This is a genomic window from Lacicoccus qingdaonensis (assembly GCF_900101075.1).
Lineage (GTDB): Bacteria > Bacillota > Bacilli > Staphylococcales > Salinicoccaceae > Lacicoccus > Lacicoccus qingdaonensis.
Genome location: NZ_FNFY01000005.1, coordinates 53,208 through 64,953 on the forward strand (window position 1 = coordinate 53,208; position 11,746 = coordinate 64,953).

Consider the following 11,746-nt stretch of genomic DNA (forward strand, 5'->3'; position numbering starts at 1 on the left):
TTATTACTTATTATAAGTCATTCTGCTGAATGCATCATGCTGATGGATGCTTTCTTCGTTTCGGCATTCAAGCTCGAATCCTTTTACCCAGTCAAGTTCTGCAATATCATAAGCGACCAGACGGATGAGATCTTCTACGAAACGCGGATTTTCATAAGCGCGTTCGGTAACCATCTTTTCGTCAGTTCTCTTCAAGATAGGATAAAGCTGGCTTGATGCATTTATTTCCAATAATTCATAAACGATTTCTTTATGATTTTCCGGCAGCTCCGCATCCGGGTCTACATCTATCATGACTTTGATATATCCACGCTGGTTGTGTGCGCCGTATTCACTGATTTCTTTTGAACACGGACATAGCGTAGTGACCATCGCTGTCATGCCGAACTGCTTTCTCGTCAGGCCGGATTCATCCAATGCGAGTGAATACTTTACATCTGCATGTGCGATACCGTGCAGGTTCGTACCCGGACTCGGTTTTGAAAAGTACCATTTACCGTCGGCAGTGACTTCTGCATTATCCTGGCGCATGCGGTCACGAAGTACAAGAAGTACCTGCTCCAATGTTTCAAAATCGAGTGTGACACCGTTATTGTTTTCAGTTTCCAACGCTTCCAGCAGACGACTCATGTTGACGCCTTTCTCATCGCGTCGTAAACTTGTCGCGAGTTCAAAGTTCCCGACGGACTGAAAATCACCAATCACTACGGGATAACTTAAATTATTGATACCAACAGACTCTACCGAGAATAAAAAATCTTTTTTAGAATTTTGAAGATCAGCCATTTCAGCTTTATCTGTCGGCTTTGTACCTTTCACAGGCTCAACAGAACCAAAATGTTTAAAACGACCTTCTCGTGTCGTTAAATCCAACTCTTCCATAACAATCTCCTTAATTTATATCATAACTGTAAAACTGCTCCAGTTTTAAATATGCTTCTCTTGTTTCTTCACCGTCTACCGTCTCAGCAGCAAGCCTTTTTAACAGCGGACCTGTCTGTGAGATGTGTGCTGCCATAACTTGTTCTTTCCTGTCTTCATATCCGGTAATATCATTAATGATATCAGGCTCACCGAGATCTTCCAAAGTATTTTTATCGAAAGCGACCAGATGCAGTTTCGGTCTCTCTTCCGGATTCATTTCTGTGACCGCATCCACTACGGCTTCTGCAGTCGCTTCGTGGTCGGGGTGTACTGAATACTCGGGATAAAAAGATATGATTGTGGTAGGATCCAGTTCATCTATCAGATCTTTCATGACTGAAGTCAGGTGACCGGGGGGTTCAAACTCCAGCGTCTTATCTCTGTAGCCGAGCAGTCTCAGATCGGTCAGACCCATTATTTCAGCACTTTTTTCTACTTCCTGCTTCCTTATATCATGCAGTGACTCTCTCGTTGCAAATGGAGGATAACCCAGACTCCGCCCCATATCACCGAATGTCAGGCAGGCATATGTCACAGGGACACCGGCATCGATGTATTTCATTATCGTTCCGGAAACGCCGAATGCCTCGTCATCGGGATGAGGGAAGACAACTAGAACATGTCTTTCATTTTCCATCTTAATTTCCTCCTATTTGAAAAATTCATTAGCGGATATTTCCAATGCGCTCGCCATTTTTCCATCATGGTCAAAACCATGCATAATGAACTCATTGTCTTCATTGATAACATAATGTGTCAGGCCAAGGACGTAGATCCAGCCGCCGTTCAGCAATTTCAAACCGACACGGTACTCGCCATCTTTTCCGCCTCTGACAGCACCCTGGACAAATTCGATTTGGACATTCCGCATGAATGTGCCGACATTGAAGACTTCATTATTCAAATGGTTCGCATACATGCCGCTTGTTATTTCAACATGTACATAGACGGGTTGATTCTGATATTGATTCAACACTTCCTGTACTTTGTCGCGGTCGATTTTCTCCATTCACATGACACTCCTAATTTTGCATTTGAAAAGAGATAGCTGAACTATCTCTCTTCTTATATCTGTTCATCATTCACTTGTACTTCTTCTACGGTGTTGGCTGCGCCGTGTCTGACGACGCCAACATGTTCGTTCATTTTCCAGCCATTCTTGATTGCTGATGTGACAAAAGCCTTTGCAGCCTGAACAGCTTCCAGAGGTGTCTTGCCCTTGGCGATATTTGCCGTAATGGCTGAAGCGAATGTACAGCCGGCACCGTGGTTGAATGAAGCATCAATCTTATCAGATTTTAACAGATGGAATTCTTCACCATCATAGTATACATCAACTGCTTTGTCACCATCGATGCCTGTACCGCCTTTGATGATGACGTGTTTTGCGCCCATTTTTATAATGGCTTCCGCACAATGTTTGACTTCTTCTAAAGTTTTAGGTGTTTTGCGGCGTGTCAGGTGGCCCGCTTCCACCAGGTTTGGTGTTACAATTGTCGCATGCGGAATCAGATGTTCGATCATCGCATCCACAAGTCCCGGATTCAAGACTTCGTCGTCTCCTTTACATACCATGACAGGGTCGATGACGAAAGCTTTTGCATCACTGCTTAAAAAAGCATCTTTCGCTTTTTCAATGACTTCCTCTGAAGGAAGCATGCCTGTTTTTATGGCATCGGGTGACAGCGACAAAGCTGTTTCCAATTGTGAGTCTACAACTTCCAAAGCTGTAGGGAATACCCTGTGCGACCACGTTTCCGGGTCCATCGTCACAGTGGTTACAATAACGGACATCCCATAAGTTTCATACTCCTGAAATGTTTTCAGGTCAGCGGCGATACCTGCGCCCCCGCTGACATCAGTACCCGCAATTGTTAGAGTTTTTTGAAGTCCCATAAAAAGTTCCTCTTTCCTACTATAAGATTAATAATGATATTTTACTATATTTGTTTCTGTAATTCTAGAGCATTGCTTACTTGAATGGTATAATAAAATTTTGTAAGAGGTGATTACATGGAATGGCCTGAAGTATTCAGGAAAATAAAGGAAAAACAGGACTTCAGCACTCTTGAAGAAGTACTGAATGACAAATATAAAAACGGCAGCGTTTTCCCGCCGCGGGAAGAAATCTACACGGCGTTTGAACTGACTTCATTTGAAAATGTCAGAGTCGTGATACTGGGACAGGACCCTTATCACGGAGAAGGCCAGTCACACGGTCTTGCATTTTCTGTAAACGAAGGAATAAAGATACCCCCGTCCCTCCGAAACATGTATAAGGAACTGGAAGATGACCTGAACATTGTACGGACCGGCGGCAGCCTGAAAGACTGGGCAGGCCAGGGTGTTTTATTGCTCAATACTGTACTTACCGTGGATGCCCACGATGCGAACTCCCACCGGGGACTCGGCTGGGAACAGTTCACCGACAGTGTGATCGAAACGGTGTCAGAAGAACTGGATAACGTCGTGTTCATATTGTGGGGGAAGCCTGCACAGAAAAAAGAAGTGTTGATCGACTCGTCAAAACATCTGGTGATAAAATCCGTCCATCCGAGCCCTTTATCTGCGTACCGCGGGTTTTTCGGTTCCAAGCCGTTCAGCCGGACGAATGAATATTTGAAAGAGAACGGCCGGGCGATGGTGGATTGGAGTGAGCAGAAATGAAACAGCAGATCATAAACCAGATCAAGTCGGAGCTGCATATGCTCGAAGTATCCAGCCTGCCGCATGAATTTGAAAAACACCTTTATGCGGTCGAGACACTGGTCGGAGTTTTAAAAGACCAGAAACCCGCCCCGAAAAATGGAGCGGCCATAAGGGATATGGATGAAAAAACTGCCATGACCGAGAAAGATGAGAAGATGCTTGAATTGATGGGCGGCAGAAGTAAAGGAAGCGGTCCGGCGGATGACGATAAAAACGATTCGATTTTTGATTTTTAATAAAAGGAGTAATTGATGATGAAATTGTTTGTAATTTTAGGTGCGGTCAACGCATTTATATCAGTGGCACTGGGCGCATTCGGCGCACACGGACTGGAAGGTAAAATATCCGATCACTATTTAGCCGTTTGGGAAACTGCAGTGCAGTACCAGATGTTTCATGCAATGGGTCTGATAGCGATTGGTATTTTAATCGGCATGACAGATATACCGATGAATGTTGCGGGCTGGCTGATGTTTGCAGGTATCATATTTTTCAGCGGATCGCTGTATGTGCTTGCAGTCTCCGGAATTTCAATACTCGGTGCAGTGACACCGATCGGGGGCGTCCTGTTTTTAGCAGCCTGGGTAATGGTGATTATCGGGATAGTGAAAGTATAAATTTATTTAAAGCCACATCTGTTGCCAAAAGGCACCGGACGTGGCTTTTTCTTTGGCAGAACCTCCGTCTTCCGGGGGAGGAAAGGCAGCGGTCCACATCCCCCGATAAACAAAAAAACCAAACCCGCGCGGGGTTTGGTTATAAGTATTACTTTATTCTATTTTAAACCGTAGAATTCTTTTGCCTTTTCCAGGAACGGTTCGTCCTCTGGAGTCATATCGTATTCTTCAATGATTGCGTCTACCGGGCAAACTGTTACGCATGCGCCGCAGTCGATGCAGATATCCGGGTCGATATAGAACATTTCTTTACCTTCTTCTATACAATCTACAGGACATACATCAACACAGTCACCAGATTTTTCGCCAATGCACGGTTGTGTGATTACAAATGCCATTAGAATGACCTCCTTCTATATATGGATTAATTCGCTTAAATTCAGGTTGAACTCTAATACTGGTTATAATTGAATAGTAAGTGAATATTAAAGATAATTCAAACCATTTCTGAAAACTTGGATAAAATACTCATTTAGTCTGACTTTTTTTGTGTAATATCACTCTGACTCTGCGCTTCTTCTGCTTCTCTCTTCAATTGATGATACTCCTTAAATTCCCTCAGCGCAAACCAGATTGAGACCAGCCCGAATAAAATGATGGCCAGGCCAAACAGTTCGCCTTCGGAAATTAAAAAGATAAGGCCGACTACTAATAAAGAAAGGGCGACGATAGACGTTACCGATCCTGTAAAAATGAGGATGAGCCTTTTTTGTTTGTTACCAGTCAACATATATTTTCCTCGTTTACGTTTTTATCAATACTAACAAACCGTGCTGAATCTGCATTATTTCTTGCCTTTGCCGCGTGTGACCCTGCGAATCGCCATCGGGATTAAAATCCATGCGAGTCTGCGAATGATTCTAGACATATGAAGTCCCCCTAAAAAATTTATATATTAATAAGTTATAGCCCATATAAAGGCGTGTCAAACTATTATAAAAAAACCTGCCGGTTATTTGAATTATATAACGCAGCAGGTTTTTATATTAACGTCGTTTATCAGACTTATTCTTATTGAATATCTTTTTAATGATTATAGGCGCAATAATTATAGCGAGTCTTCTGATCAATCTCCCCATATAAACACCCCTTCAATTAGTTTAATCGAGCATTATATTATAGCCGATTCCTGTGGTGTTCAAACATGATCAGGCTACTTGAAGAACGCCGGCAGTTCCGCCGCAGGCAGGTGTATGCCTACGAAAAAGTCGCCGAACACCCCGTAGCGTGCAGATGTTTCGTCAAATCTCATCTCATAAATGATTTTCTTGAATTCAAGCATATCATCTGAGAACAAAGTGACTGCCCATTCATATTCATCCAGTCCCTGTGAACCTGTGATGAACTGTTTTACCTTACCTGCATACTGGCGGCCGATCATGCCGTGATCTCTCATCAGCCTTTTTCTGTCTTCAATTGGAAGCATATACCAGTTATCATCCAGATCACGTTTCTTATCCATCGGATAGAAACAGATGTACTTGGATTTTGGTACTTCAGGGTAAAGACGTCCTTTAATATAAGGGTTCTCGTATGGGTCTTCATCTGAATCTTTGGCCAGGTAACTGCTCATTTCCACTACTGAAACGTATGAGTAGGACGGAATCAGAAAATCACTGATACCGAGTTTGTTGAATTCAAGTTCCAGCTTGTTCAGCTCATCGACAGTCGGACGCAGCATCCAAAGAATCAGGTCTGCCTTCTGTCCGGTGATATTGTAAAATGAATAGCTGCCTTCTTTATTTTTATGAACTTCTTCCTGACGTTCCAGAAATGATTGTAATTCCCCAATCAGCTGGTCTTTCTCCGAATCTTCGAGTAATCTCAGAGATGTCCAGTCAACATTATATAATAAATGCAGACTCCACCATCCATCTAATGTTGAAACAGCTTCGCTCATCTTAAAAAACCTCTCTTTTTATTGTTATCATATCTATATTACTCTATCTGAAAACGTTTTAAAAGGATTTAGGGATGAAATCATGTGACAGAAAAGGTATAATTATTTCGTACATAGGTTTTTCAAGGAGGAAACTATGAGTCAATTTTTAGATAAACTAAAAGCGAACTTGGATGGAAAAAATGTAAGAGTAGTTTTTCCTGAAGGTGTCGACCTTCGAATTTTGACAGCTGCGATTGAATTGAACAAAACATCTTATGTTCATCCTATTGTTTTAGGCAATGAAAATGAAATTATAGAACTGGCTGAAAAAGAGTCTTTGGATATGGGTGATCTGGAGATTATAAATCCTGCCGACTGTAAAGATAAAGAAGAGCTGGTAGATGCTTTTGTTGAAAGAAGAAACGGCAAAGTCACAAAAGATCAGGCAGAAGAAATTTTGAACGATGTGAATTACTTTGGCACCATGCTTGTCTATGCCAACAAAGCAGACGGTCTTGTTTCTGGTGCGATGCATTCCACACCGAATACCGTCCGTCCGGCATTGCAGATCATTAAGACAAAGCCGGGTGTATCCCGCACAAGCGGAATATTCTTCATGCTCCGTGAAGATGAGCTTTACGTAATGGGTGACTGTGCCATCAACCCGGTATTGAATGCTGAAGAGCTTGCAGAAGTCGCGGTGGAAACTGCCAGGACGGCCCAAAGTTTCCATGTGGATCCTGTTGTTGCACTGCTCAGCTTCTCGACGCATGGATCTGCAAAAACTGAAGAGACGGAACGGGTAAGAACTGCGGCGCAGCATGCCAAAGATAAATTGCCTGAAGTGCCGATTGACGGGGAGTTCCAATTTGATGCGGCATTTGTCCCGAGTGTAGCAGAGAAAAAAGCACCGGATTCAGAAATAAAAGGAAATGCGAATGTCTTTATTTTCCCTACTTTGGAAGCGGGGAACATCGGTTACAAGATTGCACAGAGACTCGGCGGATTTGAAGCATACGGACCGATTCTCCAGGGACTCAACCAGCCGGTAAATGACCTGTCACGCGGTTGTACAACAGACGAAGTCTTTAACCTGGCATTATTTACAGCTACCCAGGCACTCGCCACAAAAGCGGAACATGAATAAATTATTCAACGAACAATGGGATTATATACCGGCATCAGAGACCGCTCATCCTTATCATTCATTTGCGATTGATGATGTCTTACAGGAAATAGCGGGCGGGGATGAATCGCTCAAGTTTCGTGCCTGGGTACATGATCCGTTTGTCATATTGGGACTGCATGATGCGAGACTGCCGCATCTGGAAGACGGACTTTCTTATTTATCCTCGATCGGCTATGACTATATTGTCAGAAACAGCGGAGGACTCGGGGTTGTCCTGGATGACGGCATCTTGAACATTTCTCTGATCATGGAAAGGGACAAGGCGCCTCTGATCGATGAAGGCTATGATCTGATGCTCGATCTGGTGGATGCTGCACTTGACGGCGCGGATGTCAAAGCGTATGAGATCCACGGCAGTTACTGTCCTGGAAGCTATGATCTGAGCATAGACGGCAAAAAGTTTGCCGGCGTTTCCCAGAGACGCATTAAAAACGGCGTGGCCGTACAGATTTATCTGTCGGTTTCCGGTTCAGGCGCCGACCGTGCAGAAATTATGAAAGAGTTTTACCGTCATGCCAAAAAAGACGCTGAAACGAAGTTTGATTATCCTTTGATCCAGCCTGAAGTGATGGCATCACTGAACGAATTACTGGATAAAAACTGGACGGTTGAAGATATTCTCAACAAGTTTTTGAATGTACTGGATATCGATCCTGAAAATACTTATCATCTGCAGCCAGAATACGCAGACAAATATGAGCAGTATATTCAGCGTATGATCAAACGCAATGAAAAAATCCGGGCCAATAAAGACCTGGATATATTTTCACACAACAGCCAGTGACGCCCGTCACTGGTTTTTATAATTGGATTTGAAAGGAGAGGGTGTTTTGTCCAAGAGCAGACACAAAGGAAAAATATGGACACGTGAATTTACTATCATATTCATATTTCATTTTATAGTGATGTTTTCCATGTATTCGACCCTTGTGACCGTCGGGAACGTCTCCATCGAAAAATATGGAGCAGCACCCGGCATTGCAGGTTTTGTCGCAAGTATATTCATCGTCGGCGTTCTGATCGGACGGGCACTGTCGGGATACCAGATCAATAATATCGGTGCCCGGAAAATAATGTACATGGGTACACTGCTGTTCTTCATCACTTATATTTTATACTTCATAGATGGCGGACTTTACTTTTTAATCGCCGTCCGGCTGTTGAACGGTCTCGCAACAGGAATCATCAGTACAGCTTTAAATACACTGGCAACCATATCAGTGCCGCCGGAGAGGCGCGGTGAGGGCATCAGCCATTTCAGTCTGAGCATGGTGCTGGGTTCAGCCGTCGGTCCTTTTCTGTCGTTCTTGCTGCTGGAGCATATCAGTTTCAATACGATGCTGATCTATATCGGTATTATCGTTCTCGCCATTTCTTTCATGCTGCCGTTCATTAAGATAAACAACACGGTCAGAGACAAAGGGGCTCACAGAGCGAAATTCGTCATGATCGACAGGGAAGTGCTGTCGATGGGTACAGTGGTACTGTTCATGGGCATCGCCTATTCTGCAGTATTATCATTTTTGAACCTGTATGCGATAGAAATAGATCTGGTGACGGCAGCCAGCATGTTTTTCCTGGTTTACTCTGCAGCAATCCTGCTGACGAGACCGGTCACAGGAAAAATACTCGACACTTTCGGTGCCAACGTCATCCAGTATCCGGCGTTTATTATCATGGCTGTCGGATTTTTCATATTGGGAATGGCTGAAGCAGGTATTGTGCTGCTGCTTTCAGGCTTCCTGATCGGCCTCGGGTTCGGCAACTTCCAATCCGTCGCCCAGGCGGTCTGTGTAAATATCGCGAAGAAAGAAAACGTTGGACTCGCAACATCCACCTTTTTCATAATGCTCGAAATCGGTCTCGGCTTCGGTCCGTTTTTCCTCGGTATGCTCGTCCCTGCCGTCGGCTACGACGGGTTGTACCAGCTGCTGGTATTATCAATATTTACCGCCCTGGTCATATATCACTTTGTTTACGGCAGATCTGAGAAAAAACCGGAAATTTAGTTTAAACCCCTGTGCAAGATGGGAATTGATACCGTACGAGGGGGGTTATGATGCATGGATAACAGAAATGATGAGCATAGACGGATGACAACACGCGAAGAAGAGCAGGAACTGGAAAAGAAAAAGAAAGTGAAAAAAGATGAATTTGAAGAGCAGGTACCTCCTGACCAGCCGCCGGATGAAGAAGTTAAAAAAGATTTCGAACAGGAAAAAGAAGTGAGAAAGCAAAAAAGCGATAAAAAATCTTCCAATGAATAGATATGACCGGATATACGGCAGATGATGGATTCATCTGCCGTATATTTCTGTGTATGATTGTTATACAGGCCGGTGTTTTGTACTTGATAACAGCACTTATGATAATATGGAATTGAGAGTGGAGGGGGCATGATTTATGTTAACTGAATCACCATATTCAAAAAAACAGCTTGTGGAAGAAAAGGTCTTCAAAGACCCTGTGCACCGGTATGTCCATGTACGGGACCAGTTGATATGGGACTTGATAAAGACAAGAGAATTTCAGCGCCTCCGCAGGATAAAACAGCTGGGTACATTGTATTTGGCTTTTCATTCCGCAGAACATACACGTTTCAACCATTCGCTCGGCGTGTATGAAATTGTGAGACGCATGACGGAAAACTTCAAGGATCATGATGAGTGGGAAGAAGATGACCGGCTGCTCGCACTTGCTTCAGCTCTTCTGCATGACCTCGGCCACGGGCCGTTCTCCCATTGTTTCGAGAAGATTTTTCATACCGATCACGAAGAGTACACCCGTAAAATAATACTCGGGGACACCGATGTCAATGCGGTTCTGAAACGTGTCAGTCCTGATTTCCCTCTGCAGGTGGCACAGGTGATCGATCAGACACATGAGAATAAGCTTGTCATCAGTATGATATCCAGCCAGATAGATGCGGATCGTATGGATTATCTTCAGCGGGACTCCTACTATACAGGTGTCAGCTACGGCCGATTCGATATGGAGCGGATACTGCGTGTCATGCGGCCGACGAAAGAAGAAGTCATCATAAAAGAAAGCGGCATGCATGCCGTGGAAGATTACTTGATGAGCCGTTATCAGATGTACTGGCAGGTCTATTTCCACCCGGTGTCAAGAGGCGGGGAAGTGCTGTTGAACCTGGCTTTGAAACGGGCGAAATATTTGCACGAAAATGGCCATACATTTAAACAGGCGCCAAAATATTTCATCCCTTTCTTCGAAGAGGATGTTACAGTCCATGATTACCTGAGGCTGGATGAAATGGTGGTCAATTTCTATCTTCAGGAATGGATTCATGAAGATGATGAAATCCTGTCGGACCTTGCGAACCGTTTTGTCAACCGTGAACTTTTCAAGTATCTGCCGTTTGACGGTTCCTATATAACTAAAAGTGAATTGGAAGACCTGTTTGAAAAAGCGGGTATCGATCCGGAATACTACTTTTTCAGCGATTCTTTTTCCGATTTGCCGTATGATTATGACCGTCCCGGGACAAATAATAACCGTAAACCGATCCACCTTCAAAAAAGTAACGGCGAACTGCGTGAAATCAGCAGCCAGTCTGCGATCATCCATTCCATTACAGGAGTGCACCGTATGGAGTCCAAGTTATATTATCCAAAAGAGAAGATATTGGCGATAGAAGATCTTGAAATTAAAGGTGAAATAATAAATATTTTGAATCAATTAGCATAGGAGCAGGATAAAATGTCGAATGATTCCAGCAAAAAGAAACCGGGTTTTCAGTTTAATATTATCAAGGACGACCCGTTGACCGGCCACAAAGGCCAGAACTTCGGGGCAATCAGTGTGGAGAATGTTGCACCTGTCTATATCGATATTGATACACAAGAAACTTTCATCGATGTCGGCGGACTGCACGGACGTGCTGATGTGGAAAGACGTGTGAAATGGGTCAATGATATCGAGGAACCGAAAGGGGAAGGCCAAAGAGAGTTCTGGCTGATCTGGGTGACAGTTGAAAGAACCAAGGACGGCCCTGTCTATGAAGGCGTTACTTCATGTTATGAAATGATCAATAAGACTAAAAAAAGAGGTTATAAGATGATGCATGAACACGTCAACCAGATGGACCGTTCCATGAAAGGCCACATCATCATAGACGACATGGATCAGGAGAGCAGAAGCTCATTGAAGAAATTCTTGATGAATCATAACCCTGAGATGTGGGACAACTCGGAGAAACTGAAAGAAGTCATGAAAGACGATTAGATCACAGTTCGAATTTGTCTAAAATAAGACTTTTATAAATGATACTTGCAGATTTCGTCAAACGACTATAAAATACTAGATAGTTATATAAAATATAACTAGGACATTTAGACAGGGTGA

General features: G+C 43.6%; 16 protein-coding genes. 9 read left to right on the top strand and 7 right to left on the bottom strand.

Going from position 1 to position 11,746, the window contains the following annotated elements; genetic code table 11:
• Positions 1–3: 3 nt before the first annotated feature.
• The 4 genes from folE2 to thiD are packed head-to-tail and all read right to left on the bottom strand — an operon-like array spanning position 4 to position 2,820.
• Positions 4–882 carry a GTP cyclohydrolase FolE2 gene (gene folE2 / locus BLR15_RS04575; protein ID WP_092985139.1) on the bottom strand — a complete coding sequence of 293 codons (879 nt, stop codon included), beginning with the start codon at positions 880–882 and terminating at the stop codon, positions 4–6.
• A gap of 10 nt (positions 883–892) precedes the next feature.
• Positions 893–1,561, bottom strand: a complete 669-nt coding sequence (gene bshB2 / locus BLR15_RS04580) for a bacillithiol biosynthesis deacetylase BshB2 (RefSeq protein WP_092985141.1) — start codon at positions 1,559–1,561, stop codon at positions 893–895.
• A gap of 12 nt (positions 1,562–1,573) precedes the next feature.
• Positions 1,574–1,933, bottom strand: a complete 360-nt coding sequence (locus BLR15_RS04585; protein ID WP_092985143.1) for a DUF1806 family protein — start codon at positions 1,931–1,933, stop codon at positions 1,574–1,576.
• Positions 1,934–1,989: 56 nt separating this feature from the next.
• Complete coding sequence (gene thiD / locus BLR15_RS04590; protein WP_092985145.1) at positions 1,990–2,820, bottom strand: bifunctional hydroxymethylpyrimidine kinase/phosphomethylpyrimidine kinase; 831 nt, start codon at positions 2,818–2,820, stop codon at positions 1,990–1,992.
• 117 nt (positions 2,821–2,937) lie between these two features.
• Here thiD and BLR15_RS04595 point away from each other — a divergent pair, with 117 nt between their 5' ends.
• From BLR15_RS04595 to BLR15_RS04605, 3 genes are read left to right on the top strand one after another with little or no spacing between them, the layout of a single operon-like run.
• Positions 2,938–3,591, top strand: a complete 654-nt coding sequence (locus BLR15_RS04595) for a uracil-DNA glycosylase (protein ID WP_092985147.1) — start codon at positions 2,938–2,940, stop codon at positions 3,589–3,591.
• Positions 3,588–3,869, top strand: coding sequence for a DUF5327 family protein (locus tag BLR15_RS04600; protein WP_092985149.1), 282 nt, complete (start codon positions 3,588–3,590; stop codon positions 3,867–3,869). Before BLR15_RS04595 ends, BLR15_RS04600 begins: the two co-directional genes overlap by 4 nt.
• A gap of 18 nt (positions 3,870–3,887) precedes the next feature.
• The gene (locus BLR15_RS04605; protein WP_092985151.1) at positions 3,888–4,250 is read left to right on the top strand and encodes a DUF423 domain-containing protein; all 363 of its coding nucleotides are present in this window, start codon (positions 3,888–3,890) and stop codon (positions 4,248–4,250) included.
• Between the two features lie 158 nt (positions 4,251–4,408).
• Here BLR15_RS04605 and BLR15_RS04610 read toward each other — a convergent pair whose 3' ends face one another.
• From BLR15_RS04610 to hemQ, 3 genes are all read right to left on the bottom strand, one after another.
• Complete coding sequence (locus BLR15_RS04610) at positions 4,409–4,648, bottom strand: DUF362 domain-containing protein (protein ID WP_092985153.1); 240 nt, start codon at positions 4,646–4,648, stop codon at positions 4,409–4,411.
• 134 nt (positions 4,649–4,782) lie between these two features.
• On the bottom strand, positions 4,783–5,040 hold the full coding sequence (locus tag BLR15_RS04615) for a hypothetical protein (protein ID WP_092985155.1): 258 nt from the start codon (positions 5,038–5,040) through the stop codon (positions 4,783–4,785).
• A gap of 423 nt (positions 5,041–5,463) precedes the next feature.
• A complete protein-coding gene (hemQ, locus tag BLR15_RS04620; RefSeq protein ID WP_092985157.1) occupies positions 5,464–6,210 on the bottom strand; it encodes a hydrogen peroxide-dependent heme synthase in 747 nt (248 codons plus the stop codon).
• Positions 6,211–6,346: 136 nt separating this feature from the next.
• Here hemQ and pta point away from each other — a divergent pair, with 136 nt between their 5' ends.
• The 6 genes from pta (at position 6,347) to BLR15_RS04650 (ending at position 11,626) form a co-directional block, all read left to right on the top strand.
• Positions 6,347–7,339 (top strand): phosphate acetyltransferase, encoded by a 993-nt coding sequence (gene pta / locus BLR15_RS04625; protein ID WP_092985159.1) that lies wholly within the window; start codon positions 6,347–6,349, stop codon positions 7,337–7,339.
• Entirely contained in the window at positions 7,332–8,165 is an 834-nt protein-coding gene (locus tag BLR15_RS04630) for a lipoate--protein ligase family protein (protein ID WP_092985161.1), read from the top strand. Before pta ends, BLR15_RS04630 begins: the two co-directional genes overlap by 8 nt.
• A gap of 46 nt (positions 8,166–8,211) precedes the next feature.
• Complete coding sequence (locus BLR15_RS04635; protein ID WP_092985163.1) at positions 8,212–9,390, top strand: MFS transporter; 1,179 nt, start codon at positions 8,212–8,214, stop codon at positions 9,388–9,390.
• 54 nt (positions 9,391–9,444) lie between these two features.
• On the top strand, positions 9,445–9,648 hold the full coding sequence (locus BLR15_RS04640) for a hypothetical protein (protein WP_092985165.1): 204 nt from the start codon (positions 9,445–9,447) through the stop codon (positions 9,646–9,648).
• Positions 9,649–9,784: 136 nt separating this feature from the next.
• Positions 9,785–11,089 (top strand): HD domain-containing protein, encoded by a 1,305-nt coding sequence (locus BLR15_RS04645; RefSeq protein WP_092985167.1) that lies wholly within the window; start codon positions 9,785–9,787, stop codon positions 11,087–11,089.
• A gap of 12 nt (positions 11,090–11,101) precedes the next feature.
• Entirely contained in the window at positions 11,102–11,626 is a 525-nt protein-coding gene (locus BLR15_RS04650; protein ID WP_092985169.1) for a YwhD family protein, read from the top strand.
• Positions 11,627–11,746 lie beyond the last annotated feature (120 nt).

Coding starts and splice junctions, on each gene's coding strand:
- BLR15_RS04585 (WP_092985143.1), bottom strand. CDS start 1,933: ATGGAGAAAATCGACCGCGACAAAGTACAGGAAGTGTTGAATCAATAT.
- BLR15_RS04615 (WP_092985155.1), bottom strand. CDS start 5,040: ATGTTGACTGGTAACAAACAAAAAAGGCTCATCCTCATTTTTACAGGA.
- BLR15_RS04610 (WP_092985153.1), bottom strand. CDS start 4,648: ATGGCATTTGTAATCACACAACCGTGCATTGGCGAAAAATCTGGTGAC.
- BLR15_RS04640 (WP_092985165.1), top strand. CDS start 9,445: ATGGATAACAGAAATGATGAGCATAGACGGATGACAACACGCGAAGAA.
- folE2 (WP_092985139.1), bottom strand. CDS start 882: ATGGAAGAGTTGGATTTAACGACACGAGAAGGTCGTTTTAAACATTTT.
- thiD (WP_092985145.1), bottom strand. CDS start 2,820: ATGGGACTTCAAAAAACTCTAACAATTGCGGGTACTGATGTCAGCGGG.
- BLR15_RS04650 (WP_092985169.1), top strand. CDS start 11,102: ATGTCGAATGATTCCAGCAAAAAGAAACCGGGTTTTCAGTTTAATATT.
- hemQ (WP_092985157.1), bottom strand. CDS start 6,210: ATGAGCGAAGCTGTTTCAACATTAGATGGATGGTGGAGTCTGCATTTA.
- BLR15_RS04645 (WP_092985167.1), top strand. CDS start 9,785: ATGTTAACTGAATCACCATATTCAAAAAAACAGCTTGTGGAAGAAAAG.
- BLR15_RS04630 (WP_092985161.1), top strand. CDS start 7,332: ATGAATAAATTATTCAACGAACAATGGGATTATATACCGGCATCAGAG.
- bshB2 (WP_092985141.1), bottom strand. CDS start 1,561: ATGGAAAATGAAAGACATGTTCTAGTTGTCTTCCCTCATCCCGATGAC.
- pta (WP_092985159.1), top strand. CDS start 6,347: ATGAGTCAATTTTTAGATAAACTAAAAGCGAACTTGGATGGAAAAAAT.
- BLR15_RS04605 (WP_092985151.1), top strand. CDS start 3,888: ATGAAATTGTTTGTAATTTTAGGTGCGGTCAACGCATTTATATCAGTG.
- BLR15_RS04595 (WP_092985147.1), top strand. CDS start 2,938: ATGGAATGGCCTGAAGTATTCAGGAAAATAAAGGAAAAACAGGACTTC.
- BLR15_RS04600 (WP_092985149.1), top strand. CDS start 3,588: ATGAAACAGCAGATCATAAACCAGATCAAGTCGGAGCTGCATATGCTC.